Origin of the sequence: Lactobacillus delbrueckii subsp. bulgaricus, assembly GCF_046938665.1 — a bacterium.
GTDB lineage: Bacteria > Bacillota > Bacilli > Lactobacillales > Lactobacillaceae > Lactobacillus > Lactobacillus delbrueckii_C.
Genome location: NZ_JBKZCD010000001.1, coordinates 211,091 through 237,986 on the forward strand (window position 1 = coordinate 211,091; position 26,896 = coordinate 237,986).

Annotated in this window: 25 protein-coding genes and 1 tRNA gene; 9 read left to right on the plus strand and 17 right to left on the minus strand. The window is 52.0% G+C overall.

Annotation, left to right across the window (positions count from 1 at the left end; genetic code table 11):
* Nucleotides 1-86 precede the first annotated feature (86 nt).
* Together ACLUXO_RS01050 and ACLUXO_RS01055 are read right to left on the minus strand one after the other, a co-directional pair.
* Entirely contained in the window at nucleotides 87-1,658 is a 1,572-nt protein-coding gene (locus ACLUXO_RS01050; RefSeq protein ID WP_412135963.1) for a peptide chain release factor 3, read from the minus strand.
* Entirely contained in the window at nucleotides 1,658-2,521 is an 864-nt protein-coding gene (locus ACLUXO_RS01055) for a hemolysin family protein (RefSeq protein ID WP_412135964.1), read from the minus strand. Before ACLUXO_RS01055 ends, ACLUXO_RS01050 begins: the two co-directional genes overlap by 1 nt.
* A gap of 100 nt (nucleotides 2,522-2,621) precedes the next feature.
* On the opposite strand from ACLUXO_RS01055, the gene ACLUXO_RS01060 reads away from it, so the two are divergent.
* Nucleotides 2,622-3,083, plus strand: coding sequence for a hypothetical protein (locus ACLUXO_RS01060; RefSeq protein ID WP_412135965.1), 462 nt, complete (start codon nucleotides 2,622-2,624; stop codon nucleotides 3,081-3,083).
* A gap of 2 nt (nucleotides 3,084-3,085) precedes the next feature.
* Here the strand turns inward: ACLUXO_RS01060 and ACLUXO_RS01065 are convergent, their stop codons facing one another.
* A complete protein-coding gene (locus ACLUXO_RS01065) occupies nucleotides 3,086-3,562 on the minus strand; it encodes a hypothetical protein (protein ID WP_412135966.1) in 477 nt (158 codons plus the stop codon).
* A 21-nt stretch (nucleotides 3,563-3,583) separates the two neighbouring features.
* On the minus strand, nucleotides 3,584-4,399 hold the full coding sequence (recX, locus tag ACLUXO_RS01070) for a recombination regulator RecX (RefSeq protein WP_412135967.1): 816 nt from the start codon (nucleotides 4,397-4,399) through the stop codon (nucleotides 3,584-3,586).
* Nucleotides 4,400-4,559: 160 nt separating this feature from the next.
* Here recX and rlmD point away from each other — a divergent pair, with 160 nt between their 5' ends.
* Complete coding sequence (rlmD, locus tag ACLUXO_RS01075; RefSeq protein WP_412135968.1) at nucleotides 4,560-5,942, plus strand: 23S rRNA (uracil(1939)-C(5))-methyltransferase RlmD; 1,383 nt, start codon at nucleotides 4,560-4,562, stop codon at nucleotides 5,940-5,942.
* A gap of 379 nt (nucleotides 5,943-6,321) precedes the next feature.
* On the opposite strand, the gene ACLUXO_RS01080 is transcribed toward rlmD, so the two are convergent.
* On the minus strand, nucleotides 6,322-7,290 hold the full coding sequence (locus ACLUXO_RS01080) for an alpha/beta hydrolase (protein WP_412135969.1): 969 nt from the start codon (nucleotides 7,288-7,290) through the stop codon (nucleotides 6,322-6,324).
* A 115-nt stretch (nucleotides 7,291-7,405) separates the two neighbouring features.
* Between ACLUXO_RS01080 and ACLUXO_RS01085 the strand changes: the two genes are divergently transcribed.
* Nucleotides 7,406-7,687: a hypothetical protein gene (locus ACLUXO_RS01085; protein ID WP_412135970.1), complete on the plus strand. Its 282-nt coding sequence runs from the start codon at nucleotides 7,406-7,408 to the stop codon at nucleotides 7,685-7,687.
* Nucleotides 7,688-7,748: 61 nt separating this feature from the next.
* Here ACLUXO_RS01085 and galU read toward each other — a convergent pair whose 3' ends face one another.
* From galU to map, 3 genes are all read right to left on the minus strand, one after another.
* A complete protein-coding gene (gene galU, locus ACLUXO_RS01090; RefSeq protein WP_412135971.1) occupies nucleotides 7,749-8,663 on the minus strand; it encodes a UTP--glucose-1-phosphate uridylyltransferase GalU in 915 nt (304 codons plus the stop codon).
* Nucleotides 8,664-8,786: 123 nt separating this feature from the next.
* Nucleotides 8,787-9,701 carry a YihY/virulence factor BrkB family protein gene (locus ACLUXO_RS01095; RefSeq protein WP_412135972.1) on the minus strand — a complete coding sequence of 305 codons (915 nt, stop codon included), beginning with the start codon at nucleotides 9,699-9,701 and terminating at the stop codon, nucleotides 8,787-8,789.
* A gap of 2 nt (nucleotides 9,702-9,703) precedes the next feature.
* On the minus strand, nucleotides 9,704-10,531 hold the full coding sequence (gene map / locus ACLUXO_RS01100; protein WP_003612256.1) for a type I methionyl aminopeptidase: 828 nt from the start codon (nucleotides 10,529-10,531) through the stop codon (nucleotides 9,704-9,706).
* Between the two features lie 146 nt (nucleotides 10,532-10,677).
* Between map and ACLUXO_RS01105 the strand changes: the two genes are divergently transcribed.
* Both ACLUXO_RS01105 and ACLUXO_RS01110 read left to right on the plus strand, forming a co-directional pair.
* Complete coding sequence (locus ACLUXO_RS01105) at nucleotides 10,678-11,124, plus strand: flavodoxin (protein ID WP_412135973.1); 447 nt, start codon at nucleotides 10,678-10,680, stop codon at nucleotides 11,122-11,124.
* On the plus strand, nucleotides 11,117-11,596 hold the full coding sequence (locus ACLUXO_RS01110) for a GtrA family protein (RefSeq protein WP_412135974.1): 480 nt from the start codon (nucleotides 11,117-11,119) through the stop codon (nucleotides 11,594-11,596). The genes ACLUXO_RS01105 and ACLUXO_RS01110 overlap by 8 nt, the downstream gene beginning before the upstream one ends.
* Nucleotides 11,597-11,637: 41 nt before the next feature.
* Here ACLUXO_RS01110 and wecB read toward each other — a convergent pair whose 3' ends face one another.
* Nucleotides 11,638-12,780 (minus strand): non-hydrolyzing UDP-N-acetylglucosamine 2-epimerase, encoded by a 1,143-nt coding sequence (gene wecB, locus ACLUXO_RS01115; protein WP_002877971.1) that lies wholly within the window; start codon nucleotides 12,778-12,780, stop codon nucleotides 11,638-11,640.
* Nucleotides 12,781-12,880: 100 nt separating this feature from the next.
* Between wecB and ACLUXO_RS01120 the strand changes: the two genes are divergently transcribed.
* Nucleotides 12,881-13,111, plus strand: a complete 231-nt coding sequence (locus ACLUXO_RS01120) for a hypothetical protein (protein ID WP_412135975.1) — start codon at nucleotides 12,881-12,883, stop codon at nucleotides 13,109-13,111.
* Between the two features lie 134 nt (nucleotides 13,112-13,245).
* On the plus strand, nucleotides 13,246-14,694 hold the full coding sequence (locus ACLUXO_RS01125; protein WP_412135976.1) for an APC family permease: 1,449 nt from the start codon (nucleotides 13,246-13,248) through the stop codon (nucleotides 14,692-14,694).
* Nucleotides 14,695-14,766: 72 nt separating this feature from the next.
* Here ACLUXO_RS01125 and ACLUXO_RS01130 read toward each other — a convergent pair whose 3' ends face one another.
* Nucleotides 14,767-16,221 (minus strand): APC family permease, encoded by a 1,455-nt coding sequence (locus tag ACLUXO_RS01130; RefSeq protein WP_412135977.1) that lies wholly within the window; start codon nucleotides 16,219-16,221, stop codon nucleotides 14,767-14,769.
* A gap of 546 nt (nucleotides 16,222-16,767) precedes the next feature.
* Between ACLUXO_RS01130 and ACLUXO_RS01135 the strand changes: the two genes are divergently transcribed.
* Entirely contained in the window at nucleotides 16,768-16,920 is a 153-nt protein-coding gene (locus ACLUXO_RS01135) for a hypothetical protein (protein WP_412135978.1), read from the plus strand.
* A 39-nt stretch (nucleotides 16,921-16,959) separates the two neighbouring features.
* A complete protein-coding gene (locus tag ACLUXO_RS01140; RefSeq protein WP_412135979.1) occupies nucleotides 16,960-19,047 on the plus strand; it encodes a putative ornithine decarboxylase in 2,088 nt (695 codons plus the stop codon).
* 83 nt (nucleotides 19,048-19,130) lie between these two features.
* Here ACLUXO_RS01140 and ACLUXO_RS01145 read toward each other — a convergent pair whose 3' ends face one another.
* The 7 genes from ACLUXO_RS01145 to ACLUXO_RS01175 all read right to left on the minus strand — a co-directional run bounded on the left by ACLUXO_RS01145 (nucleotide 19,131) and on the right by ACLUXO_RS01175 (nucleotide 26,799).
* Nucleotides 19,131-20,381 carry a methionine gamma-lyase family protein gene (locus ACLUXO_RS01145; RefSeq protein WP_412135980.1) on the minus strand — a complete coding sequence of 417 codons (1,251 nt, stop codon included), beginning with the start codon at nucleotides 20,379-20,381 and terminating at the stop codon, nucleotides 19,131-19,133.
* Nucleotides 20,382-20,493: 112 nt separating this feature from the next.
* Nucleotides 20,494-21,777 carry a uracil-xanthine permease family protein gene (locus ACLUXO_RS01150; RefSeq protein ID WP_412135981.1) on the minus strand — a complete coding sequence of 428 codons (1,284 nt, stop codon included), beginning with the start codon at nucleotides 21,775-21,777 and terminating at the stop codon, nucleotides 20,494-20,496.
* A 232-nt stretch (nucleotides 21,778-22,009) separates the two neighbouring features.
* The gene (locus ACLUXO_RS01155; protein ID WP_412135982.1) at nucleotides 22,010-23,083 is read right to left on the minus strand and encodes a PTS sugar transporter subunit IIC; all 1,074 of its coding nucleotides are present in this window, start codon (nucleotides 23,081-23,083) and stop codon (nucleotides 22,010-22,012) included.
* Between the two features lie 340 nt (nucleotides 23,084-23,423).
* A tRNA-Arg gene (locus tag ACLUXO_RS01160) sits at nucleotides 23,424-23,498 on the minus strand.
* Between the two features lie 61 nt (nucleotides 23,499-23,559).
* A complete protein-coding gene (locus tag ACLUXO_RS01165) occupies nucleotides 23,560-24,879 on the minus strand; it encodes a PTS sugar transporter subunit IIC (protein ID WP_412135983.1) in 1,320 nt (439 codons plus the stop codon).
* The gene (locus tag ACLUXO_RS01170) at nucleotides 24,872-26,116 is read right to left on the minus strand and encodes a DEAD/DEAH box helicase (protein WP_412135984.1); all 1,245 of its coding nucleotides are present in this window, start codon (nucleotides 26,114-26,116) and stop codon (nucleotides 24,872-24,874) included. The genes ACLUXO_RS01165 and ACLUXO_RS01170 overlap by 8 nt, the downstream gene beginning before the upstream one ends.
* Nucleotides 26,113-26,799: a glycoside hydrolase family 25 domain-containing protein gene (locus ACLUXO_RS01175; protein ID WP_412135985.1), complete on the minus strand. Its 687-nt coding sequence runs from the start codon at nucleotides 26,797-26,799 to the stop codon at nucleotides 26,113-26,115. Before ACLUXO_RS01175 ends, ACLUXO_RS01170 begins: the two co-directional genes overlap by 4 nt.
* Between the last annotated feature and the right edge of the window lie 97 nt (nucleotides 26,800-26,896).

Here is a 26,896-nt window from a genome sequence, read left to right on the forward strand (position 1 = left end):
CAGTCAAACCAATCATGCGCAAAAAAACGATGCCTCGCGGCATCGTTTTTCTTGTTTGCTCTTATATTTTTATTGCGTATTCTCTGTTACAGCTTTTCCGTCAGTTCCACATCCGGGTACTTGTCGTGGAACCAGCGTTCAGCAAAGGCGTTCTCAAAGAGGAAGAGAGGATTGCCAAAGCGGTCCTTGACCAAAAGGTTCCGGCTGGAAGACATCTTCGGGTCCAGCTGGTCAGGGTTGATCCAGCGGGCTACCCGGTGACCGATGGAAGTCATTTCAACTTCAGAGTTGTATTCGTTCTTCATCCGGTACTGGAAGACTTCAAACTGCAGCTGGCCGACTGCCCCCAAAATGTAGTCGTCGGTCTGGTAGTTGCGGTAGAGCTGGACAGCCCCTTCTTGAACCAGCTGGTTCATCCCCTTGTGGAAGGACTTCTGCTTCATGACGTTCTTTGGTGAAACCCGCATAAAGAGTTCCGGGGTAAATTCCGGCAGCGGCGGGAATTCCAGCTTGCGCTTGCCAGCGTAGATGGAGTCCCCGATCTGGAAGTTGCCAGTGTCGTAGAGGCCGACAATGTCCCCGGCTACGGCTTCAGAAACCTGGACCCGGGCACTGGATTCAAATTCAACGGCATTGTTCAAGCGGACCGGCTTGCCGGTTCTGGCCAAGGTCACGTCCAGGCCCTTGCTGAATTCCCCGCTGCAGACCCGGACAAAGGCAATCCGGTCTCTGTGCTGAGGGTTCATGTTGGCCTGAATCTTGAAGATGAAGCCGGAGAATTCGTCATCATCTGGCTTCAGTTCTTCATCCCCGTTGACTTCGTGCTCGCCCGGCGCTGGTGCCAGGTCAACGAATTGTTCCAGGAAAGTTTCCACCCCGAAGTTGGTCAAGGCTGACCCGAAGAAAACCGGAGTCTGCTGGCCAGCCAAAACCTTTGTCCGGTCAAAGCTGGCCCCGGCCCCTTCCAAAAGCTCGATTTCACCCAAGGTTTCTTCAAACTGCGGGTCATCGGCCAAAGAACTGCCGGCTGGCGCCTTTCCGTCTTCCAAAGCAATAAAGCGGTCCTGCCCTTCTTCCGGGTGGTAGAGTTCAACCCGCTGGTTGGCCAGGTCGTAAAGGCCCAGCAGGCTCTGCCCCATCCCGATCGGCCAGTTCATGGCCACGCCTTCAATGCCCAGGACTTCTTCCAGTTCGGCGACCAGGTCCAGGGGTTCCCGGCCGTCCCGGTCCAGCTTGTTCATGAAGGTAAAGACCGGGATCCCTCTTTGCCGCACGACCTTGAAAAGTTTCTTGGTCTGCGGCTCGATCCCGCGGGCGGAGTCGATAACCATGACCGCGGCGTCAACCGCCATCAAAGTCCGGTAGGTGTCTTCTGAGAAGTCCTGGTGGCCTGGAGTATCCAGGATGTTGATCCGCTTGCCCTGGTATTCAAACTGCATCACGGATGAGGTAACGGAAATCCCACGCTTCTTTTCGATTTCCATCCAGTCACTGGTAGCGTAGTTCCCGGTCTTGCGGGCCTTAACGGTCCCGGCACTCCGGATCACCCCACCCAAGAGCAGCATTTGTTCCGTAATCGTCGTCTTACCGGCGTCGGGGTGGGAAATGATCGCGAAAGTCCTCCGCTTGTTTACTTTGTCTAAAAGTTCTTTGTTCATTATTCTTCAGTTTCTTCCTCGTAATTTTCTTCTGGCAGGGTCAATAAGACCGTTAAGAGCCGCGACCCCCGCATTCTTCTGGTCGTCAAAACCATGCCGTTGTCCAGGGGCACCTCCAGCTGCTCGCCTCTGCCCGGGATCACGCCAAGTTTGGTGATCATATAGCCGGCCAGGGTGTCAACGTCTTCCATTTCCAGGTCGGTGCCAAAGCGGTCGTTGAAGTCAGTCAAAGGCATCTTGCCGTAAATGACAAATTGCCGGTCATTCAGCTGCCGGACCAAAACTTCTGCCTTGTCGACCTCGTCGTCAATGTCGCCAACGATTTCTTCCAGCAAGTCCTCGATGCTGGCCAGGCCGGTTACCCCGCCATATTCATCAGTTAGGATGGCCAATTGCTGCTGGCTGGTCTGCATCTGCACCAGCAAGTCATCCAGCTCGATCGTTTCCGGGGCAAAAAGGGGCGGAGAGATCAAGCGGTCGTAAGTCAGCTGGTCAAAGCCGTGCTGGCGGGCCTCTCTAAGAATGGTGCGGATGTGGATGACGCCCACGATCTGGTCCTTGTCCTGGCGGTAGACGGGAATTCTTGAATAAGGCTGGCGGAGGATGTCATCCAGGTTTTCCTCCAGGTCGTCTTCGATGTCGATCATGAAGGCGTCAGTCCGCGGCACCATGACTTCCCGGGCTACCTTGTCGTGGAAAGCCATGCTGCCCTCAATCATCGAATATTCGGTATCAGTCAAAACATTACCGGCATGCAGCTGGTCAATTTCTGCCTGCAGCTGGTTCTTGCCGCTTTCTTCGTTGCTGGAAAAACGGCTTCTCAGTTTGTCAAACAGGCTGCCGGTCGCAGGGTCGCTTGTCATTTTCTTAACTCTCTTTCGTAAAATCCTTAAATATTTACATTATAGCATATGACCTTACGGTAATATGTTAAAATAGCCCAGTAGAAAGAGGTGTTTTACCATGAAAATGCGCCGCATTATGTTAGTTTTCGTCTTCCTGCTCTTGATCCCCTACATCTGCAGCCTGGCCATCATCGGGATCGGCTTTAACGCCCTGGTCCTGCACTCGACTGACCCCTTCCGTACGGCTGTAGGGGCCTTTGTCGGGGCCATCATCATGTTGGCCGTCAAGGCCACCATCCAGCGGCCCTTGAATTTGCTGGCCGGAGACATCTATGACAGCTTCCTGCAGCAGATTCTCCGCTTCTTCAGCATCCGCCGCCGGCCGCTCCTCCAAGTAGCCAACTTTGCCTTGGACTTTGTACTCTGTACCCTGGCCACGATCGTGATCCGCCTGCTTTTGCCCCTGGAATGGATCGTCGGCACCTCCATGGGCTTCGTCATCTTGGTCATGTTCATCTCAACTTGCCTGGGAGCCTACATCGAATACGACAACTTGTCCATTGACGCTGAAAGAAATTAATCCTAATTCTGACTGACCGGGAGGTAAAGGCTCTTGGTCAGTTTTTTACTGCCTAAATCCAGCTGGCGGAGGATGTAAGGGTTAGGATTCTCCTCCAGCTGAGCCTGGAAGTTGCTGCCTAAGTCGCCGGCTTCAGCCAAAAAGCGGGGCAGTTCAAAGTTCAGGGGCAGGTCGAAGTAGGCCGCGTTGGCCGGCTCTTCTTTTTGGAAAACCCGGGCGCTTGGCAGGGAAAACTTGAGCAGGCCGTTAACTTCACTGCCCTTAGGCGCGAGCACCCCGTACCAGTACATGAAGTTTTCCGGGCCAAAAACGATCAAGGACGCCCGCTGCCCGGCAAGGCCGGCCTCTTTGACAAAGGCTTGAAAGGCCGGGTCAGCTTCCAGTTCCTGGTTGGCGGCCGCGAAGGTCCCGTTTGCGTCCATCATCCGGTCCGGAAAGGCCTTGCCGATAAAAGTAAGTTCGTTGATTTCTGTCTGCATCTCTTTGCTTCTTTCTATTTTCTAGTATTCTTCCAGTTCTTCTAAAGGAATGATTTCCCCGGCCAAAAAGGCGCTGATTTCATCCCCGGAAAAGCCGTGGCTATACAGGTACTGCCGCATCTTCTGCTCCCTTACGCCTGGCTCATAGCGCTTGAAGCGCTTGTAGGCCTTAAGTCCTTGCTTGGCCAGAGCCGCTCTTTCCTGGTCCTCGTCAGCTTCCGGAACCAGGTCCTGGGTCACGGTCTGGGCTAAGGAGCCGGAGAAGCCATGGCTGAGCAGTTTAGTCTGCATCTTGCGGTCGACTTCCCGCTTGGCAATCTTCCCCTGCTGGCCTAAAAGCGACTTGACCAGGCGCTTGCCAACCCCGGCCCATTCCTCATCAGTCACGTCTGCCAGGGCAGCTTCGATTAAGTCCTCGTCAACGCCCTTTTTCTTTAAGTCTCGGCGGACAGCCCCTGGTCCATTCTTGCCGACCTGGAGGTTGTTTTTGACAAAAAGGCGGGCATAAGCCGCGTCGTCCAGGTAGCCCAGCTGGGTCAGCTCGTTAACGGCGCGTTTAGCCGCTGACCGGGAAATTTCATGCTGGCTGAGGTAGTCAGTCACTTCCTTGACCGTCCGGGGCTGGTAGGACAGGTATCTGGCCGCCAGGTCGCTGGCCTTGGCGCTGGCTTCATAGTCCAGGATTTCATTGATCTTCTGGGGGCTGAGCTCCTGGCCCTTGAGCAGGACAAATTCCGCCAGGGTCTTCTCGCTGACGGAAAAGGCGTATTCCTGGTCCAAAAAAATATTGTAGCGCCCCTGCCGCTTTTGTGCACTAACTTTCGTGATAATGGCCATTTTTTCCTCCTTTTTGGCAAATCTGGCAACTCTATCTTAGCAAATTGCCGCAAAAGCTGCGAAAAACTTGCGCCCCTTTTAAAAAGCCCTGTATAATAGTATGTCGCAAAGTTTCCAGTTATTTTTATTGTAGAAAGAATAGACAAAGAAGAAGGCTCACATGCAGAAAAAACATTTTTCAAAAAACGCTCCGAAAGAGCGGCACTTCATCATCACCATCAAGCGGCTAGGGATCAACGGTGAAGGGATCGGCTACTACAAGCGCAAGATCATCTTCATCCCCGGCGCCCTGCCAGACGAAGTCGTGGTGGCCAAGATCGTCAAGGACCACCCCCAATACCTGGAAGGTGAATTGGTCCGGATCAAGGAAGCCAGCCCGGACCGGGTTCCCTTCCCATCCGGCGTTGACCCGAGAATCGGGGGCCTGGAACTGGCTCACCTCTCTTACGCGGGCCAGCTCAAGTTCAAGAAGGACAACCTGGTCTCCGCCCTTGAAAAGTACCACCCGCGCGGCTACAAGAACTACAAGATCAAGAACACCATCCCGGCCCCAGACCAGTGGCACTACCGGGCCAAGGCCCAGTACCAGATCGAACGGGAAAATCACCATGTTTCCCTGGGTCTGTACGCGCCTAACTCCCACCAATTGATCGACCTGCCGGAAATGCCGACCCAGAGCGAGGACACCCAGGCAACTGAACGGGCCATCCGGGATTTGATTATCAAGCTCCGCGTCCCGATCGCCAACCGCCGGCGGAACTTGCCAGGCGTTAAGACGATTGTGGTCCGGCAAGCAGAAGCCAGCCAGGAGATGCAGGTTACCTTGATCACCGTTGGCCACAAGCTGGACAATCTGCTGCAGCTGGCTGACGAGATCATGCGCCTGCCAAAGGTCGTTTCCGTCTACCAAAACGAAACTGACTGGCAAAATCCGCAAGTCTGGGGAAACAAGACCAGCAAGCTCCGGGGCAAGAACCAGATTACGGAAGAGATCATGGGCAAGAAGTTTGCCTTGAGCCCCCGGGCCTTCTTCCAGCTGAACCCGGTCCAGACGGCTACCCTGTATTCTGAAGCCTTGAAGCTGCTCAGCTTAACGCCGGACATGACCTTGATCGATGCTTACTCCGGGGTCGGCACCCTGGGTATTTTAGCCGCTGACCAGGTCAAGCAGGTGGTCGGGATCGAAAGCATCCCTGAAGCTGTTTTGGACGCCCAGCACAATGTTGAGCTCAACCATGTCAGAAACGCTGAATACCTGCAGGGCAGCGTGGAAAAGCTCCTTCCCCGCTTGAAAGAAGACGGCCTGCCAATCGATGCCTTGATCGTCGACCCGCCGCGGACCGGCCTGGCCAAGTCCTTGATCAAGACCCTGCTCAGAGTCAAGCCGGCCAGCTTCGTCTACATTTCCTGCAACCCGTCCACCCTGGCCCAGGACCTGGTCCTTTTGGGCGAGGCTTACGACGTCCGGGTCATCGAAAACGTCGACATGCTGCCGCAAACCCCGCGCTGCGAGTGCATCGCCAAGCTGACCCTGCGCAAGTAGGAAGCACAAAAAGAAAATAAGCATTAGAAAAGGCGAGAAGATCGAATCTTCTCGCCTTTAAACTGCCCTCGGCAGTCTTTCCAAGTGGATGAGGTAGCTCATCAAATTAATAGTCACGATATTCAATTTTAAGAATTCACCAATGGCTAATACCGGCTAAGATAAAACAGTCACTTGTTCGAGTTTTACGTGCTAGCGTATGAAATGAATTAGACTATTGTGTATCGCCACTTGGTTAAAAGCTTCAAGCCTTTATTATGGTCTCAATAAGAGAGACAGCGAATAATAATTACAATCTGGAGATAAAAACTTCTGTTCAGTTGTTTTCTACCTCTTCCACGCCTTCAGTATAACATGATATGCAAACGCTTGCAAGAGATTATTTAACGTATTTTGCTAAAAATTGCTTGACCGTGCGTGCATATAAAGCCGGATTGTGCTCATAGGACTTGGCGTGCTGGGCCCCTTTGACGATCAAGAGCTGCTTTGGCCCCCGGCTGGCCCGGTAATTTTTATAAACCATTTTAGTTGGGACAAAGGTATCCTTGCTGCCATGGATAAAGAGCATGGGCCGGGTATTCTTCTTCAGCTGGGCAAGGCTTGAGGCCTGGGCCAAGAAGTAGCCGGCTTTTAACTTGGTAATCCCGCTCAAGATTTCCACCAGGGGAAAACGGGGAAAGGCCGGCATATTGTAAAGGGCTTGGGCTTCGTGCTCGATTTCGTTTTTAGCACTAGTATAGCCGCAGTCTTCAATAAAGCACTTAACCTGCTTAGGCAAGTTTAAGCCAGAAGTCATCATGGTCGTGGCCCCGCCCATGGAGACCCCGAAAATCACAATCTTGCTCTTTTGGCCATTTTTCTTGATCACTTGCTCGACCCACTTCTTGACGTCGTTTTTCTCCAGCCAGCCGTAACCGACATACTTGCCCTGGCTCTGCCCATGAGCTTCCGCGTCTGGCAAAAGGGTATTGTAGCCCAGGGAGTGGAAAAGCTGGGCATAGGCCCCCATATTTTCCTTGTTGGACATGTATCCGTGCAGGATAATCACGGTTTTAGCCGAGTTTTTGGCTGGAATATAATTGGCCCGCAGGAGATAATTGTTCTTAGCCGACCGCAGCTGCCAGTGCTGCTTTGTCACCTGCTTGTACCAGAGCTTCTGCTTGTACTGGGGGGTGGACTTGGTCAACTGCACCGTCCCATTGGTCACGAAGCTTTTCTTGCCCGGCACCACGGCCATGTTGAAAAAGTAGTAGCCGGCCCCGGCCAGGGCCAGGGCTAAGACGGCCAAAAGGCCTCCTAAAATTTTGACCAGGCGGTAATTGTTTTTCTTTTTATTCTTCTTTTTCACCAGTTTCCTCTCCTCTTTCCCTCTTTATCTATAGTTTCTGTCTTTTTTATCGCTTTGTTCCTTTATTTTAAGTAATATGAACAGTATACCACAATAAAAAAAGAAAGGTTTATCCATGCTGCTCGAAGATTTTTTACAGCTCCTGGCTGGCCTGGGCGGGCAAAATGTCCTCTACCTACAAGTCAAAGACCAGACCCTCCCCCTCAGCAAGTTTGTCTTGGCCCGGGAAGACTGCCAGCTCTTGTGTGGGGCCATGCCCATGACTTTAGCCAAATTCCGCCAGCTGACCGGCAAGGGGAGCAAGTCCATCCCCCTCAGCTTCTGCTGGCAGGAAAAAGAAATTCCCGTCTACGGGGTCCAGATCCTGCCAGCTGAGGGCAAGATCGTCTGCAAGTAACAAAAAAAGCGTAGAAAAAAGAAGCTGCCTGTTTTTCAGACAGCTTCTTTCTTTGCGTATTTTACTTGCCGGCTGGCTTCTTCTTGCCTTCGCTTTCCAGCTTCTTGCCCAAGTCAATGATGTACTTGCGCAAAGCATCCTTGGTTTCCGGGTGCCGGAGACCATATTGGATGGAAGTTTCCATGTAGCCTTCCTTGTTGCCGACGTCAAAGCGCTGGCCCTTGAATTCGTGGGCGAAGACCCGTTGGGTCTTGTTCAAGGCGTCGATAGCGTCAGTCAATTGGATTTCACCACCGGCACCAGCCTTTTGCTTGTCCAGCATGTCAAAAATTTCCGGAGTCAGCAGGTAGCGGCCGATGATGGCCAGGTCACTTGGGGCCTTGTCAACGTCTGGCTTTTCCACAAAGGCCTTAACGTTGTACAGGTCCGGAGCAGTTTCACCGATTGGGTCGATGACACCGTACTTGTTAACTTCTTCATGCGGCACCTTCATAACCGCGATGGTGGAAGCGTGGGTTTCATCGTAGCAGTCGATCAATTGCTTGGTCAATGGCGTCTTGTCTCTCATCAAGTCGTCGCCCAGCATAACCACGAAAGGTTCACCGGCGATAAAGCTGCGGGCCCGGTTGACGGCATCCCCCAAGCCGTTTGGATGCGGCTGGCGGGTGAAGTAAAGGTTGACCTTCATGTTGGACATGGTCGTTTCCCGGACCAGCTTGAGCAGCTCGTCCTTGTGCTTTTCAGTCAAGTTGTCTTCCAGTTCCGTGTTTGAGTCGAAGTGGTCTTCGATTGACCGCTTGCTTCTGCCAGTAACGATCAGAATGTCTTCAATCCCTGAAGCCATGGCTTCTTCAACGATAAATTGAATAGTTGGCTTGTCAACGATTGGCAGCATTTCCTTAGGCATGGCCTTGGTTGCTGGCAAAAATCTGGTTCCCAAACCGGCAGCTGGGATGATCGCTTTTCTGACTTTCATGTATTTACATCCTCTTTTCTTAACTTCGCACATTAATGAAAGCATTTTAAATGCAAGCGTATAATAACATATTTCTAGAAAAGAATCTAGTAGACCTAGACCAATCTTCCTAAAAAAGGAAAATTACTTTTTCCTCCGCTTGGCGATAAATTCGGCCAAAGGGCCGTTAGAATAGGTCGCCGGCCCATAGCGCAGCTGGTCCAAACTGACATTGACCGCCGTGCCAAAAAGTAGCAGGATGGCCAGGAGGTTGAGCCAGAGCATAAAAATGATAAAAGTTCCAACTATACCATAATTTTCCCACTTAACTGGAAAATTTTTCAAGTAGAAGGAAAAGAGATAAGACAAGGCTTCCCAGCCGACTACCGTCACGATGGTCCCGGGCAAAAGAGCCTTCTTGAAGTGGACATTGGGCGCTACAGCGTTTAAATAATAAACACTGATCAGCATCAAGACCAGCAAAACCAGCCAGCGGTAGCTGAAAAGCTTATCAATCCAGGCCAGGGGCAGGTTAAAGTACGGAGCCAGGAAATGCAGGACCTCCTGGCCAAAGACCACGACCAGGGCTAAAAGAATGAACATAGTGACCATCAAAGCGCTGAAGATCACGGTCAAGGTCCGGTTCCAGATAAAGTGCCAGAAGCCCAGCTTCAGTTCCTTATTGTGGACGCCATAGAGGCGGTTCATCCCGATTCTGACCGCGTTCACCATACAGGACATGGACCACAGGGCCATGATCGCACCGAAGGAGATGTAGCTGGTCGAATTCGACTTGAGCAGGGTGTCAACGATCGGGATGATATAGCGGGCCACGTCACTTGGAAAGATCATTTCCAAATAATCAGCAATCGGTCCCGTGTCCAGGTGAAACCAGGGCAAGGCGTTACCGACAATGATGACGATGGGAAAAATTGAAAACAGGATGTAGTAGGCAATCACGATGGAACTTTGAAAAATCTCCCCCTGGGAAACGACCGAGGAAAGAGTTGTAAGAAAGCGCCGGACCCCCTTTTGTCCTGGCTCAACTTTTTCCGCCATGCCTAGTCTTCCATTTCGTCAAAGTGCGGGATGTACTTTTCCAGGCCGTCGTATGGCTTTTGCAAAGTCAAGATCTTCGGGCCGTCCTTGGTGATGGCAAAAGTATGCTCGAACTGGGCTGACTTGGACCCGTCCGGGGTAGCGTAGAAGACCCAGTCGTCATTCGGGTCGTCAACCGTCTTTTGCAAAATCCGCCAGTCCCCGCCGGCTTCCACCATTGGTTCAACGGTGATGGTCATCCCTTCCCGCAGGCGCAGGCCGTGGCCGGCCTTGCCCCAGTGCGGAACTTCCGGGTCTTCGTGGATAGATGGCTGGATGCCGTGGCCGATCAGTTCCCGGACGTCGCCGTAGCCTTCTTCATCTTCCACATAGTGCTGGATGACAGCCCCGATGTCCCCGATCCGGTTGCCAACTACGGCTTGGTCGATCCCCATGTACATGGCCTTCTTGGTCACGTCCATCAAGTGCTGGTCTTCTTCTGAGATTTGGCCAACCCCGTAAGTGGTGCAAGAGTCGGATTCATAGCCGTTCAAGTTGCAAGTTACGTCAACCTTGACCAAGTCGCCTTCCTTTAAAAAGACATTCTTGCGGGGAATGTTGTGGGCAATTTCGTCATTAACAGAGATGCAGGTGCCGTACTTGTAGCCTTCAAAGCCTTGTTCTGACAAGCGGCCGCCCCGGCTGGAAACGAATTCCTGGCAGAATTCTTCAATGTCCCAGGTGGAGATGCCTGGCTTGATCACGTCACGCAGAGCCTCAAACATGGTCGCCAGCAAGTGGCCGGAAGCCTGCATGCCCTTCAATTCACGAACAGATTTAATAGTAATCAATTTGTTTTTCCTTTCATAATGAAGTAGTTTGTCTTCACCATTATAACCTTTTTTAAAAGTTTGCTAAAGTAGCAATGCGCCCGATTCGCCAAGCCGGGGCAAATCGTGTATAATACTCTAGAAATTATTTTTTGGGAGCTTAACTTATGAGAGCAAAGATTGTTTTTGCCAGCATGACCGGCAACGACGAGGACATGGCCGAAATCCTGGAGGAAGACCTGCTGGACCAAGGCCTGGAAGTAGATTCTTCTGACGTCAGCTTCACTGACGCCAGCGATTATTTAGACAGCGACCTGTGCATCTTTATCACCTACACTTACGGGGAAGGCGCCATGACTGACGAAATTGCCGACTTTTACGACCAGCTCAAGGAGCTGGACTTGACCGGCAAGTCTTTTGCCGTCATGGGTTCTGGCGATAAGACCTACAAGGAACACTACTGCGAGAACGTTTTTGACTTTGAGAAGGCCTTCCTGGCCTGCGGGGCCAAGGAACTGATTCCCCCGCTCACGGTTGAAAACGCCCCAGATGATGACGATATCGCGCGCATCGATCAAGCTGCTGAGGAGTTGGCGGACAAATTAAATGGATAAAGATTTTAACCGACGGCGGGCTTTAGGCGAGCGGATCTTCAAGCGCCACCGCAATTTATGGGTCTACATGTTCTTTGGCTTTATCGCGGCCTTGATCAACACGGTTGTCTTCATGTTCATGCATGACGTTTTGCACACCGTCTTGGTCATCGACAACACAATTGCCTTTATCGTGTCCAACCTGGCCTCCTTCTGGTTCAACCACAAGGCGGTCTTCACCAAGAACGTGGACCATGAACACAAATTGTGGCAGAAGTTGCTGTCCTTTTTCGCCTACCGGATCATCAGCCTGCTGCCGGACACCTTGATCATGTGGCTGGGGATGACCGTCCTGGGCTGGCCGGCCTTGATCGTCAAGGTCATCGACCAGATCCTGGTCGGCATCTTCAACTACCTGACCACCAAGTCAGTCTTCGAGAAGCAGGAAAAAAGCCTGAAGAGGCGGCTGGAGAAGAAATTAAAAAAGCGGTGAAGCTGAGCTTCACTGCTTTTTTCTTCGTGCAAGTTGGCCAATCAAGAAAAGTCGGCTGGCTTGGGGCCTTTTTTGCCGGCAAAATACCAGGCAATATCATCTAAGATCCGGTCGCTGGCCTGCCCGTCCCCGTATGGGTTCTTGGCTTCAGCCATCTGCTGGTAGGCAGCTGGGTCAGTCAATAGCTCCAGCATGGCTGCCTTAACCGCGTCTTCTTCAGTGCCGACCAGTTTCAAGGTTCCGGCCTTGACCCCTTCCGGCCGCTCGGTCGTGTCCCGCAAGACCAAAACCGGCTTGCCCAAAGACGGGGCTTCTTCCTGGACACCGCCAGAGTCGGTCATGATGAAGTAGCTGCGCTTGGCCAGGTTGTGGAAATCGACCACGTCCAAAGGCTTGATCAAGTGAATCCGGGGGTCGCCGCCTAAAACTTCCTTGGCCGCTTCCTGGACTCTTGGCGAGAGGTGAACCGGGTAGACAATTTCAACGTCGTCTGTTTGGTCGACCACGTCCTTCATCACCTTGAAGACCCGCCGCATCGGCTCGCCCTGGTTTTCCCGCCGGTGCATGGTGACCAGGATGATCCGCTTGCCCTGGCCGATTTTGTCTAAGACTTCATGCTGGTAGTCAGCCTGGACGGTCTGGGCCAGAGCATCGATGGCCGTGTTGCCCGTGACAAAAATATTTTCTTCCGGGTGCCCTTCTTTTAAAAGGTTGGCCCGGCTGACAGAGGTCGGGGCAAAGTAGAGGTCAGACAAGACATCGGTCAGTTGCCGGTTCATCTCTTCCGGGAAAGGAGAATACTTATTCCAGGTTCTGAGGCCCGCTTCAACGTGGCCCAGGGGAGTCTGCTGGTAAAAGGCAGCCAGGCTGGCGGCAAAGGAAGTCGTCGTGTCCCCGTGGACCAGGACGATGTCCGGCTTTTCTTCCTGGATAATCTGGCTTAAAGCAGTCAAAACCCGGGTGGTGATGTCCGCCAGGGTCTGCTGGGGCTGCATGATGTTTAAGTCGTAGTCCGGCTGGATTTTAAAAATCTCCAGGACCTGGTCCAGCATTTCCCGGTGCTGGGCGGTAACCACAGTAACTGCCTGGAAGCGGTCGTCACTGATCAGCTTGAGCACCAGGGGGGCCATCTTGATGGCTTCTGGTCTGGTACCGAAAACGGTCATTACTTTAATTTTCTGCATACTAGTCTCCTTAGCAAATTGCTAACTTAATCATAGCAAAAAGGCGCGAAGGCGGCGAATTTTTCATAAAATAATCGATAAATCAATTTTGAGGTACACTATGACAGTCAATATTTTTCCTCTCCTGGGTGACAGCCTCTTGATCATCCTAGCCGGCTTCAGCCTGGTCTACTCCTTTGACAGATCCCTGGGGCAAAAGACGCGGCGGATTTTAAGAATTACCAGCCTCCTTTTGCTCCTAACCATCATCCCCTTGACCATTTGGCTCTTGCAGCATCCCCTTGCTTTTGAATTGATGAAATTGAAGATAGTATTTTTTCTGAAAACATAATAAAATTAACTGTATCACACAATCTGGAGGTGGTGCAGTGCCGGCTCATACACTCTTGAGGCGCCGCAACAAGCCGCCGTGTTCAAAAAGCAGCTGAAAAATATCACGCTTTTTGACACGGAGAATATAAAAGAATGACTGAAGAAAAAACTCGTCCCCACTACATGGGCTGGGTGACCCTGTCCATGTTCGTTTACTTGACTGTCATCAGTTTTGAAGACCCCTTCTACCCTTACCAGGAATACGGCCTCTTCGTCCTGGTCATGTGGATCTTCATGCTGATCTTCTACCAATTGCCATATACTTTAATTGCTACTCAGCTGGGCCTGTCTTATTCCGGTGATGAAGAAGGCGGGATGTCCTCCTGGATCAAGCAGGGCACCGGCAGCGACCTGCTGGGCTACGCGACTGGCTGGATGTACTGGGCTCAAACAATTCCTTACTTGATCGACTGCGCCAGCTCAGTAGTCGTTTCCCTGTCCTGGGTAATTCTGGGCAACAAGTCTTTAGGCGACAAGATGTCCCCTATGACCTTCAGCCTGCTGACTTTTGCCATCATCCTGCTCTTTATCATCTTTGACAACACGGTCAAGGATGCTTTAGACAAGACTTCTCTTTACAGCGGGATTGCCATGTTTGCCTCAGTCGTAGTCTTCTTTATCATGATCATCTGGTCCTTGACCCACGGGGGCCATATCGCGACCGACCTGTCCTGGTCTAACATCAAGCCTAAGCTGAGCTTGCACTACTTCTCCTCAGCTTCTATGCTGATCTTTGCCATGTCAGGGGCAGAACTGGCCGCTCCTTATGTTACCCGCTTGAAAAAGCCAAGCAAGGAATTTCCAAAAGCCATGTGGCTGCTCTTCTTCATGTCCGCCTTCATGGTTATCTTTGAAACCCTGGGCCTGGCCGTTTTATTTGACGCCAAGCATATCCCAAACGACTTCAAGATGAATGGTGACTACTACGCCTTCCAGCTCTTGGGGCAGCAAGCTGGCATGGGCAACAGCCTGATGTACATGTACTCAATCGTCTGCCTGATCTCTCTGCTGGCCCAGATCGCGGCCTTGATCGACGCCGCCAGCCGCTTTTTGGCCGCGGACACGACCGCTGACTACATGCCGCGCTGGTTCTGGAAAAAGACCAAGTCCGGCCAGCCGATTAACAGCTACATCTTTACGGCCGCCACGACCTTGATCCTGGTGTTGCTGGGCGGCACTCTGCCAGAGATTAATGACTTCGTTAACTGGCTCTTAAACGTCAACACCATCGTGTCTCCTTACAAGACCTCGGTTGTTTTCTTAGCCTTTATCCTTCTGCGCTACCAAAAGAAGACCTTCGCTCAAAACGAATACGTCTTTATCAAGAACCGCAAAGGTGCTTTAGCCGTTGGCTGGTGGTGCTTCCTTTTGACTTTTATCTGCGCCACTATGGCCTTTTTCCCGCAAAACGGGACGCCATTTTCTGACCACTGGTTCAAACAGTTGTGGATGAACATTGTCGTTGTCCTCTTCCTCTTTGGCACCGGCCTGGTTCTGCCTCTTCTGCGCAGATTGGAAATGCGGCGGGAAAAAGCTGAATAAGACAAATACGACAAAAATAAGGAATCAGCTAGCCTGATTCCTTATTTCTTTACTCTATTTTATTGTTATGCATTAGCTGTTAGCCTTAGCTTGGTGCTTTAATTCCAGCTTTCTGAGCCATGGCAGGAGGAAACCAGTCCCGAAGAGGACAATAACGGTGATGATGTTCATCCAAAGTTGCTTGATCCACTGCGGACTGTCAAAAGTAACGTCCTGCGGCAAAAAGCCCATCGTCGCGCAGATGAAGGTGAAGATGAAGCACCACCAGCCGACCGCCAGGGCCCCCTTGTTGTTTCTGATGAAGACGAAGTCATCCTTGGCAAAAGTCTTGTGCCGGTAGCGGAAGGCTAAGAAGGCCAGGAAGACTACGGAAGTCTTGTACGGGGATACGATCCCGTTCAGGTTCAAGAGCCAGTTGAAGATATCGTTGATTTCCGGCAAGGTCCCTGACAAAAGCAAAAGGAAGAGAGTGATGCTGCAAGTCAGCACGTAACTGTTGACTGGCAGGCCATCCTTGTTCTTCTTTCTGAGCCAGCTTGGCATGTACTTTTCAGAAGTGTCAGAGGCAAAGACCCGGCTGGCGGCATCGATCAAGGCGGCCAGGTCGGCCATGAAGTTCAAAAGGCAGACGATGGCGTACATGTACATGAGGCTCTTGCCCATGCCGGCTTCTTCACCCAGAAGCTGGAAGGCGTAGAAGGCCCCATTCATCTTAAAGTCGTGCGGGATGTGCTTGGCGTCAAAGAGGACGGCCAGACCGAGAGTTTCGGTCAAGGTCATGAAGACCGTCATGGCAAAAAGCATCCACATTGACTTCGGGAATTCCTTGCGGGGGTTCTTCAGCCGGGTAACGTAAGGCGCGGCCAGTTCCGCCCCGGACATGGCAAAGATCAAGAGGCCGGTCGTGGAGAAGTAGTGGACGCTAAAGTTAGGCTTAAAGCTGGACCATTCCATCTTGGTGGCAATGTGGCCGCCGTGCATGAGGGCCCAGATGATCAAAATCACGAAGATCACTGACATGGCGAACATGGCGATCCCCCCGATCAAGGACAGAAGGTCCAGGGAGTTTTTATACGCACTTTCGCACAAGATAAAGATCAAGATGATGACAAAGGTCAAGAGGCCGAACATGAAGGACGACATGTGCTTGCCTAAAGTGTTGTTGCCCAGGATCATCCAGGAAATGGAGACGATGATGGAGTTGGACACGTCCACCAGGTAGGGCACGGTTTGGGCCCAGTACATCCAGCTGGTGGCGTAGCCTAAAACGTCACTGCCTGTTCCCCGCCGGATCCAGGAGGCCAGGCCCCCTTCTTCAGTGTCCTTGTAGGCTAGACCCAACTGGGTGGCGATCAAGGTATATGGTAATTGGTAGCAAATCAAAAGGAAAATCCAGGAAAAAATTACGGACAGACCTTGGTTTTGGTATGGGTAGAAAACATCTTCAAAGCGGATGATGGTGACGAAGTCGAGCATCGCCAGGGTCATCCAGGCCATGTAGTGTTTCTTTGGGGTTTCTTCAATCATTCTATAAATCAAGCTCCTTATTGGTCAAATTGTCTTAAGCGGCAATTTGCCTGGACGGGGGCTTGTTCTGGCGCTTTAAAAAGCTGGTCACTGCACCGTCTCCAATCAAAAAGTGTCGTTTTCATTTTATTCCTATTGTTTTGAAAATTCTATAACTTCTTCAATTCAATGAAAATTCTTTCAAATGTTAAGCAAAAGTTATCTACATACCGGTCATTAGCTTGCTTTTAGTAAAAAATATATGCTTAATTTACTCTTGACAAGAAAAGCAGGCCTTTTTCGTGCAAATAAATGCGCCAAAAGGAAACATCACTAAAGGCGGCAATTGAGAATGCTTTTTGGCAAAAAAAGCTTGAAAGTGTATAATTTACCTATGCCTACTACAATTTTTATAAAGGTACCGAATTCGGCGGTAAGCGCTTTTATAAAAATACTAAGTAACAGAAAGGAATAGATATGAAAAAGTTTTTGCGAGTAGCCGCGACGCTTTTGTCCGCTGCAGCTATTCTCGACGCTTTGTATTGGCTGTTTGTTGGCCGTTCCTACTTGAGAGTTGCTTTTCTTAAGCTGACCAGCGATTACGATATCCCGGTCTGGCTTCAAGTCGCGGCCATCGTCGGCATCCTCTTGTTTCTCTCTCAATACGACTGGTTCTTTGATCACTTTTTCCGCGATGAACGTGACCGCAAGTATAAGTAGCAACTTCCGTCAACCCATGAAACAGAAAGGAATTTTTCAATGCATTATCTAGCAATCGCTGCTAAAAAAGAGCTCCTGCCCTATCTGCCAATCGACTGGCCCAAAGCTGAACTGACCGAGCTGGTCAACCCGGCCAGCCTGGCTGCCGTGGTCATCGACGAAAAAGACAGCCGGTCCCGGGGCATTTACCAGACCATGAAGGAAAAGCTGGGCTTGGACTTGCCCTTGATCGAATTTAGTCCTGAGACCTCTCCAGCTGAAATCAGCCGCTTGGCCCAGGCCTACGAAGAAGCCAACGTTCCCCGCTTCATCCGGGAGCTGACCACTTTTTCTGACCAAGACGACCTGGTCTTTGATACTCCTGGCCACCACAACGGCCGCTTCTATGACCGCCACCCTGCTGGAGCAGTCCTGCGCAACTTCTTTGGCGACAACTACTTCAGAGCCGACACTTCTGACTGCGTTTCAGAACTCGGTGATATGATGAACCACACCGGCGGGCCCTTAGAAGCCCAGCAAGAAGCGGCCAAGGCCTTCAACGCCGACAAGGTTTACTTCTGCACTAACGGCACAACCAGCGCCAACACTATCTGCACGACCGCCCTTTTAGATGAAGGCGACCTGGTCCTTTTTGACCGGAACAACCATAAGTCCATCTACAACAGCGCCTTAGTCATGACCGGGGCCAAGCCGGTCTACCTGCCCACTGACCGCAACGCCGACGGCTTAATCGGGCCTTTGACTGCAAAGGCCTTGGATGAAGACTACATCAGAGCTGAAATCGCCAAAGTCGATCCCGAAAAAGCCAAGCTCGACCGGCCTTTCCGCCTGGCTGTTTTGCAGCTGGAAACTTACGACGGCATCTTCTACGACGCCAAGCTCATCTTAGAAAAGCTTGGCCGCCTCTGTGACTACATCCTCTTTGACTGCGCCTGGGGCGGCTATGAACAATTCATCGACATCCTCAAAGATTACTCTCCCTTCCAGCAGACCTACGGTCCTAACGACCCAGGCATCCTGGTCACCCAGTCCGTCCACAAGCAGCAAGCCGGCGTGGGCCAGGCTTCCCAGATTTTGAAAAAAGACAGCCACATCAAGGGGCAAAAGCGCTACGTCGACCACAAGCACTTCAACCATGCCTACATGAAGTACGTCACAACCAGCTACTCCTACCCGGTCTACGCTTCTTTAGTTGCCAACAGCGCCATGGCTGCTTCACCGGCCGTTAATAATTGGTGGGAGGAAACAGTCAAACTGGGCATCGACTTCCGCAAGCGCCTCTTAAAGGAAAGCAAGCTCTTTAAGCCCCTCGTCCCCCCAACTGTCCGCGGGCAAAAGTGGGAGGACCTGCCAACTGATGTCTTGGCCCAGGACCCGGAAGCCTGGAAACTGTCCCCAGATGAGCCTTGGCACGGCTTCAAATTGATCGCTCCCGGTGAAGTTGCCCTAAGCCCGGTAAAAGTCACCCTGATGACGCCCGGCATTGACCTGGCAAAAGCTGCCTTCACCGAAGAAGGCATCCCTGGCGCCATCGTTTCCCTCTACCTGCATGAAAAGCACATCATCCCGGAAAAGTCCGACAGCTACTCCACCCTCTACCTGCTCACGCCAGGTGAGGGGCAAGTCGACATGAACGGCCTCTTCTCGGCCTTAATGGCCTTTGAAGACGCCTACTTGACTAAGGCGCCCCTGTCTGCCATCATGCCGGAATTAGTAGCCCAGTACCCTGACCGCTACGCGGGTTATACCCTCTACCAGCTCTGCCAGGAGCTCCACCACTACTACCAAGAGCATGAGATCTTTAAGCTCCAGCAGGCTCTTTTCTTAAAAGACAGCTTCCAAAATTACGAGCTGACGCCAAAAGAAGCTGACCGCGAATTCGTCCACGGCAACAGTGAACTGGTCAAACTGGCCGACGCCAAGGGCCGGGTTGCTTTGGAAGGCGCCCTCCCTTACCCGCCTGGCGTCTTCATCGTGGCACCGGGTGAACGCTGGCAGGACCTGGATGTTTCCTACTTCCAAGTCTTGATCGGCGCTGCCCAAAAGTTCCCGGGCCTGGATCCAGAAATCCAAGGGGTCTACCAAGAAGGCGGCGAAGTCTGGGCTGAAGTCCTCAAAGAAGATTAATATGACAAAAACGTTGACACAAGCTCGTGTCAACGTTTTTTCGTTATCTAGTTTTATATCTTTCTTTATTTCGCCTTTTTCCCTTAGTCGCCAAAGAGAACTGCCTTGACCGCGTTGGTCACAGCGATCTTGTCATGGGCGTAGGTCAAACCGCCCTGCATGTAGACAGCGTAAGGCGGACGGATCGGGCCGTCAGCTGAGAATTCAACCGTTGACCCGGAGACAAAGGTCCCCCCGGCCATAATGACTTCATCTTCATAGCCCCGCATGTGGCTTGGAATTGGGGTAACGAAGGAGTCAACCGGTGAGTTCTTTTGCACTTCCTGGCAGAACTTGATCATCTTTTCCTTGTCGTTGAAGGTGATCAGTTCGATCAAGTCAGTCCGCGGGGCATCCCACTTAGGAGACACGTCGAAGCCCAGCTTTTCCATCAAGGCCGCTGAGTAGATCATCCCCTTGATGGCTTCCCCGGTCACGTTTGGCGCCAGGAAGAAGCCTTCGTAGAACTCATGCAGGCTGTTTAAGGTTGGGCCTTCTGAGTCGCTGATCCCCGGGGCAAAAAGCCGGCTGGCTGCCCGGTGGATCAAGTCTTTTCTGCCGACGATGTAGCCACCAGTCTGGGCAATCCCGCCCCCGGCATTCTTGATCAAAGAACCGGCCATGAAGTCGGCCCCGTATTCAGTCGGCTCATGCTTTTCTGAAAACTCACCATAGCAGTTGTCAACGAAGATCAAGGACTTTGGACTGACTTCCTTGATAAAGTCGATCATTTCCTTGACCTTGGCAACCGGGAAGCTTTCCCGGGTATCATAGCCCCGGGACCGCTGAATAGCCACGATCTTCGGCTGGTCCCGCTTTAAGATCTTTTCCCCCTCTTCAAAGTCAACGCTGCCGTCTTCTTTAAGTGGTACATAAGAGAAGTTGACTCCTTTTTCAATCAAGGTGCCGGCCTTGTCATCGGTCAGGCCGATGGCGTGCTGCAGGGTGTCGTAAGGCATCCCCGTTAAGTAAGTCAGAGTGTCGCCAGGAATCAGGTTCCCGTCTAAAGCCGTCATCAAGGTGTGGGTCCCGGACACGAATTGCGGCCGCACCAGGGCGTCTTCAGTGTGGAAGACCTGGGCGTAGACCCGCTCCAGCTTGTCCCGGCCTTCATCATCGTCCCCGTAGCCGTTGGTTCCCTTCAAGTCAGATTCAGCGACCGCGTTGTCCACGAAGGCTTCCAGGACCTTGGCCTGGTTGTAAATAACCTGTTCGTCGATTTCATGCAGGCGGCCGGCGATCTGCTCGTCGACTTCCTTGACAATTTTTGCTAATTCTTCTGGTAAATTGTTCATCAAAAAATCCCTCTGTTTGTTCTTTGTTACTTACCTATCTTAAACCAAAAAGGCAGCTTTTTAAATAAAAAATAGCCTTCCAGGCAATTATGGAAAGCTATTTGCAAAAGTTCTATTGTTCGCTGGCTGCCTTTTCCGGCAAGATCAGGTTCAAGAGAATCCCGAAGACCGTAGCCAAAGCGATGCTGGTCAGCTGGAATGAGCCGATCTTGAGGTAGGTGCCCCCGATCCCGATAACCAGGATGACGGAAGCGATGACCAGGTTCCGCTTCTTTTCAAAGTCGACCTTGTTGTCAACCAGGATCCGCAGGCCGTTAGCCGCGATCATCCCGAAGAGCAGGAAGGAGATCCCCCCGATAACCGGGGTTGGGATGGATTCGATCACTGCTGACACCTTGCCGACGAAGGAGAAGACGATGGCAAAGAAGGCTGCCCCGCCCAAGACGAAGACGCTGTGGACCTTGGTCATGGCCAAAACGCCGATGTTTTCCCCGTAGGAGGTGGTTGGCGGGCCGCCTAAAAAGCCGGCGATGATGCTGGAAAGACCGTCGCCCAGCAGGGTCCGGTGCAGGCCCGGGTCTTCAAAGAAGTTCCGCTTGGTCAATTTGTTTAAGACCATGATGTGGCCCATGTGCTCAGTCATCGTAACAAAAGCAATTGGCGCCATAGTGATGATGGCGGCCGGGTACCACTTGAACTTGTAACTGACGCCTAAAACATCAAAGGCCGGCAAAGAGAACCACTTGGCGCTTTCAACGCCGGACAGATCAACGATCCCGCAGAAGAGGGCCATGAGGTAGCCGCAGATGATCCCCAGCAAAACCGGGATCATGCTCGGGAAGCCCTTCAAAAACATGTTGAAGATAATGGTAATCACCAGGGTAAAAATCGCTACCCCGAAGTAAGTCAGGCTGTACTTGCCGCTGGCGTTGAACATGGCATCGTTAGCCGCGGTCGTCGCTAGTGACAGGCCGATAACGATGATGATCGGGCCAACCACGATTGGCGGCAGGATCTTGTCCAGCCAGCGGGAACCGAAGCGGGCGATCAAGAGGGTCACGATGACGTAGACCAGACCAGCCGCGATGGCCCCCTGCCCTACGGCCGGGTAGCCGTAATTTTTCATCAAGGCCTGCATAGTAGCGATAAAGGCAAAAGAGGAGCCCAGGTAGGCTGGGATCTTCGCCTGGGTGCAGAGGATGTAAACCAAGGTCCCCACCCCTGAACAGAAGAGGGCGATGCTTGGCTTTAAGCCGATTAAAAGCGGAACCAGGACGGTCGAACCGAACATGGTGAAGAGGTGCTGGATTGAGAGCAGCAGCCAGGGACCGAACTTCGGCTTGTCCTGGACGTCCAAAACCGCTTCAGGGTTCCGGAATGTCTTGTCTTCTTTCAAAAGAAATCTTCCTTTCCAAATACTGGAACCCGGAACAGAAATGTCCTTGTCAGCCTCACGGGACTGAATTTAAAGGTTCCTTAACATTTAACTTACTTTAGCCTACTAATAATATTATTTTTTGTCAAGGAAGACGAAAAAGCCGCGGCTGACAAAGCTTCAGCCGCGGACTTGAACTATCTGAGGAAAAATATGGTTTATTGGAATAGATTAAGGAGTATTTTAATGACAATTAACGGGCCGGAGTGATGAAGTATTCCGGCTTGCAGATCTTGGTCCAGTCAACGAAGATCTTCTTCATCAGGTAGCCAACCGCGAATGGTACGACTACCCAGACGATGACCAGCACCAGCACGTTGTGGAAGCCGGCATTGTAGGCTGCTAAAGGAGAAACTGCCCCGATCAGGCCGAAACCACCGGAAGCCGGGGTCCCCTGCATGCCAAGGATTGGCACGGAGAGAGTTGAGATAGCCGCTGTTAAAGCGATCGGGATCCCGATCACTGGGTATCTCAGGAAGTTTGGCATCATCATCTTGATGGCGCCTAAGAAGATGGCAACTTGCACACCTGGCTTGTCAACCTTCAGGGTTGCCCAGATAAGGAAGGCAGCGGTACTTGCCAGACCGAAACCAGCTGCGGCAGAACCCATGCCGGCCAGGCCGATGGCCACGGAGATGGCTACAGTTGACAGCGGGGTAACGATGATGATCGCGAAGGACATAGCGATCAAGATACACATTGGGTATGGAGCCAGCTTGGTGAAGGTGTTGATCACGTCACCGATGGCCGTGGTTACCAGGGATACATAAGGCTTGGTCAAGCTGCCCAGGAAACCGACGCCAGTCCCGGCCAGGATTGGGAAGAAGACGATCCCCAGTGAGCCGAAGCGGTCGCCGACCCACTTGATAAAGAGAACAGCAACGGCTGCCGTCAGCATAGTGTTGATAACGTCCCCCATCCCAGCTAATTGGAAGCTGGTGGTAGTTACGCCCTTAACCGTGGTAGTTACCGCGGTCACACAGCCGGAGCCCAGGAAGGCTGCCCCGCCCACACAGGCTGCTTCAGTGTAGCCCAGGTCAAATTGCTTGGCGGTTGAGAAGCCGCACATTACGGCGAAGAAGTATTGGAAGACGGTCACAATGTGCAAAAGATTGGCCACAATCGCGTTGCTTCCTGCGAAGGGAGTCAAGAAGGTTGACAAAATGGCACTTGGTAAAAGTGACACGATAATGGCAGTCGCTGAACCATTAAGGACTTTCATCGTAAATGATCCAACTGTTTCTTTTGTTTGAGTTGTTTCAGACATATAGTCTCCGCCTCCTAACGGTAGAAAATTATAATTACATTGACGCAGATTATGAGATATCTAATAACGTTTAATTTCTCTCTCATAAACTGATGTCTTGAATTATAGAGGAAGCTCCCAGCCTTTGCAATGCTTTTCGTCAACACTTTCATAATTTTCATATCGAAAAGCAAAAATCCGCTTTCTTTTTCTGGATGCTTTACTTTCTTTAATTTTTTGTTAAAAAGCCGTTCACTTTTGACAAAGTTAAAAGCGAAAAGCAATACAATAAGCGAAAAAAAGAAATTAAAAGCAGAAAAAAGGCAAAAAGAAAACCCCTCACTTCCGTGGGGGGCAGATATGACCCGGGCGAGATTTGAACTCGCGACAACCTGGTTTAGGAAACCAGTGCTCTATCCAACTGAGCTACCGGGCCATACAACACATTTTATTCTACAAAAAATGTGTTGAAAAAGCTAGTGCTTTCGCTTAAGTCATCAGTATTGCGGCATGAAAAAGCGACGGGGTTCATCCGTCTGCCCAATCTGGTCAGCTGCCTTGACAAAGGGCAGCCAAATCAAGACCGCGATGACCAGGTTGACCAGGGACAAAACCAGGGCCCGCCAGTCATAGTTAGTGGCCAGATATGGGCCGATGACCGGGGGCATGATATTGGGCACCGAGGCCTGGACCCGGTTAATCCAGCCCAGCTTGGTCGCCAGATAAGCCAAGGAAATATTGGCTAAAGGGGCCAGGGTAAAGGGCAAAAAGCAGACCGGGTTCAAGATGATCGGCAGCCCGTACAGCATGGGCTCATTGATGTTGAAGACAGCCGGAGCCAGGGCCACCTTGGCCAAAGTCCGGTGGTCGCCGCGCTTGGAGGTCAGCAAAATCGCGATGACTAAAGGCAGGCAGGCCCCGCTGACCCCAAAGACCACAAAAGAAGTGTTGGTCCACAAATACGGGATCTTATGGCCGTTAGCCGCCGCCAAAAGGTTGGCGTTTTGGGCCGTGGCCCAGATTGAACCGACAACCGGAGCCAGAGCACTGGCCCCGTTAATGCCGAAGAACCAGAAGAGCTGGGTTAAAGCCGTAATGGCAATCACCATGATAAAGCCCTGGCCCAGTTTCAAAAGGGGCAGCTGGATGATCTCTAAGAGCCAGTCACCAAAATACTGGCCGGTAATAGTCTGGAAGAGAAAGTTCAGGCCGCCCACGATAAAGAGGGCCAGCATAACCGGGATCGCTGCTTCAAAGGCTAAGGTCTGGGCCGGGGGCATGGCCGTCTGGATATGCAGGCCCAGCCGGGCCTTGACCCCCAGGATGTACAGGGCCACGCCCAGGCCGCCAAAGAGAATGGCCGTAAACATCCCTGTCGTTGACAGCTGCTTGATGTTAAAAGCCTGGTCCAGCTTGATCCGCTTATTTCCCTGCATGAGGTAAGAATAGTTGGCGATGCTCATCATGAAAGAACAAAGAGCCGTCATCGCTCCGGCCAAGGGGTCCACCTCACAGGCCTTGGCCAACTGGTAGCCCCAGCTGAGGACGAAGAAGAGGGCAAACATGGCCACGCTCCCCCGCCAGACGAAGTTGCAGATGGAGATTAGGGGCTGCATGAGCTGGTAAAAAACATGCCAGCCCCAGTTGCGGTTGGCGGCAACGATGAGGCTCTTGATCAAAACGGCTGCTGACCCAGTCAAACTGATCGGCAGGGTGGAAATAAAAGCATCCCTAAGGGCCACCAGCCAGCGGACCGAGGCCAGATTATTGGCCAAGGGCAACAAGTGCCGCTCCAGCCAGTCAATCACGCTATTCACTTTGCTTCTTCCCCTTCAGATAATGCGGGTGATAACCCTTGTTTTTGTTTTTCTTTTTGGACTTCTTTTTCTTCTTGACTGGCTGCTCAATTACAGCTAGCTTATTTTTGTCTTCAGCCTTTTCCTTCTTGACCGGCTTTTCCTTGCTTAAGTGGTAGCCGGCAAAGTAGACCCGGTCGACGGTCACTTCCCCTTCCAAAAGCTTCTTCAGCTTGCGCAGGTCGTGGTCGTTACCCAGAGACACCACCTTGCCTTCCTGCTGCATCCGGCCGGTCCGGCCTGCCCGGTGCATGTAGGTATTGGCATCAGTCGGGATTTCGTAGTTAACCACGTAGGTTAGTTTTGGAATGTCCAAGCCCCGGGCCGCCAGGTCAGTGGCTAAGAGCAGCTTGACCTTGCCCTTGGCCAGGTCCCGGATGGCCTGCTGGCGCTTGTCTTTTGAGAAATTATTGGCCAAAACTTCAAAGCGGGTCTTGCTGTGGGCAAAAATTCTGGCAAAGCGCAGCATCCCCTCATTTGAGTCAAAGAAGAGCAGGCCCCGGAAGCCATCCAGCTTGCACAAGCGCTGCAGGTATTCCAGCTTGTGCTCATTGTCTACCTGCAAAAAGACGTGTTCAGTCCGGCTGCCCTGGTCGGGGCGGACGTCGACTAAAAGGAAGTGGCGGGCAAAAATTTCTTCTGCCTCCTGGGTAATCTGGGATTCAGTGGCCCCAAAGAGGAGGATCTGGCTGGAAGCAGACAGGTTCTGCCCTAAAGAACTCAAAAGCTCCAGCTTGGCGAATTCCAAAATGTCGTCAGCTTCATCGATCACCAGGGTCTTGATCTGGACCAGTTTGATCCGGCCCGAGGAGAAGAAGTCAAAGAAGCGGCCCGGAGTGCAGACCAGGACCTCACAATTGTCCTTCTTCAGCCGCTCGTCCTGTCTTTGCCGGTTGCCGGCCCCAACCAAGGCTAAAGTCTTCAGACCCAGGGCCTTGGCAAAAGGCAGGATGGCATTTCTGATCTGGACGGCCAGTTCAGTCGTTGGGGCCAAAATCACCAGGGAATTTTTCTCCCCCGGGATGACCCGCTCTAAAGCCGGCAGAGCATAGGCCAGGGTCTTGCCTGTCCCCGTCTTGGCCAAAGCGACCAGGCTGGCCCCGTTCTTAATGGCCTCATAAGTTTCTTTCTGGATCAAGGTTGGCTGGCTTTTGCCTTCCTTTTGCAAAACTGCTTGAATTTGTTCTGTGTAAATCATTGTGCTAATTGTCCATACTTTTCTTTATATTGCTGGCTGGTCCCGATATAGGCGTACATGACATTCTTGCAGCCGATCCCGCTGACCCCGGCCACGTGGCCCTTTTCCGTATAGCGCCAGAAGCAGTAGTCCAGCTTACTTGGCGATGACGACGAGGTGGCCAGGAACTTGCATCCCGCTGGAAAAAGCTTCTTGTACTTGACCGGGGCGTTGACCATAACCTCATGACTCTTGACCAGGGAATAGGCCAGCTTGCTCATCGCCGTTAAATTGGCGGCGCTGGGGTCATCTTGCCCGCTATCCAGCAGGATGGGCAAGGCCCCCCAATGCCCAGCCGCCAGGCTCTTAGCCCGGGATAATTGCTTTGCCGCATTTTTCTCCCCGGCCACCTCAATGATGCTGCCATAGGCCAATTTGGTCTTGGCCACCTGCTCGCGCCGGGCGGCAAAATTCTGGTCAACCGGCAGATAAACGAAAGACAAGCCGCCCTTTTCCAGGCGGCTGAGGTCAAAATCCGCCTGGCTGACCTTCAGGCCGACCGCGCTTTGGCTGGCTCCTTTTGGCAGGGTCGTCTGGCTGGCATAATTGTACAGGCCATATGCCAAAAGGCCGATAATCGCGGCCAGCAGAATCAAAAGGGCCGGCAGTGTCGCCGGATGCTGGAAATGCTTTTTTTGCCCCATCGCCCAAAACCTCCTTCTACCATTTTAGCCGAGAAATCCTCCTATACCAAGCAGAAAGATTTCTTGTATAATTTAAGGGTTAGACTTGTTTTACTGG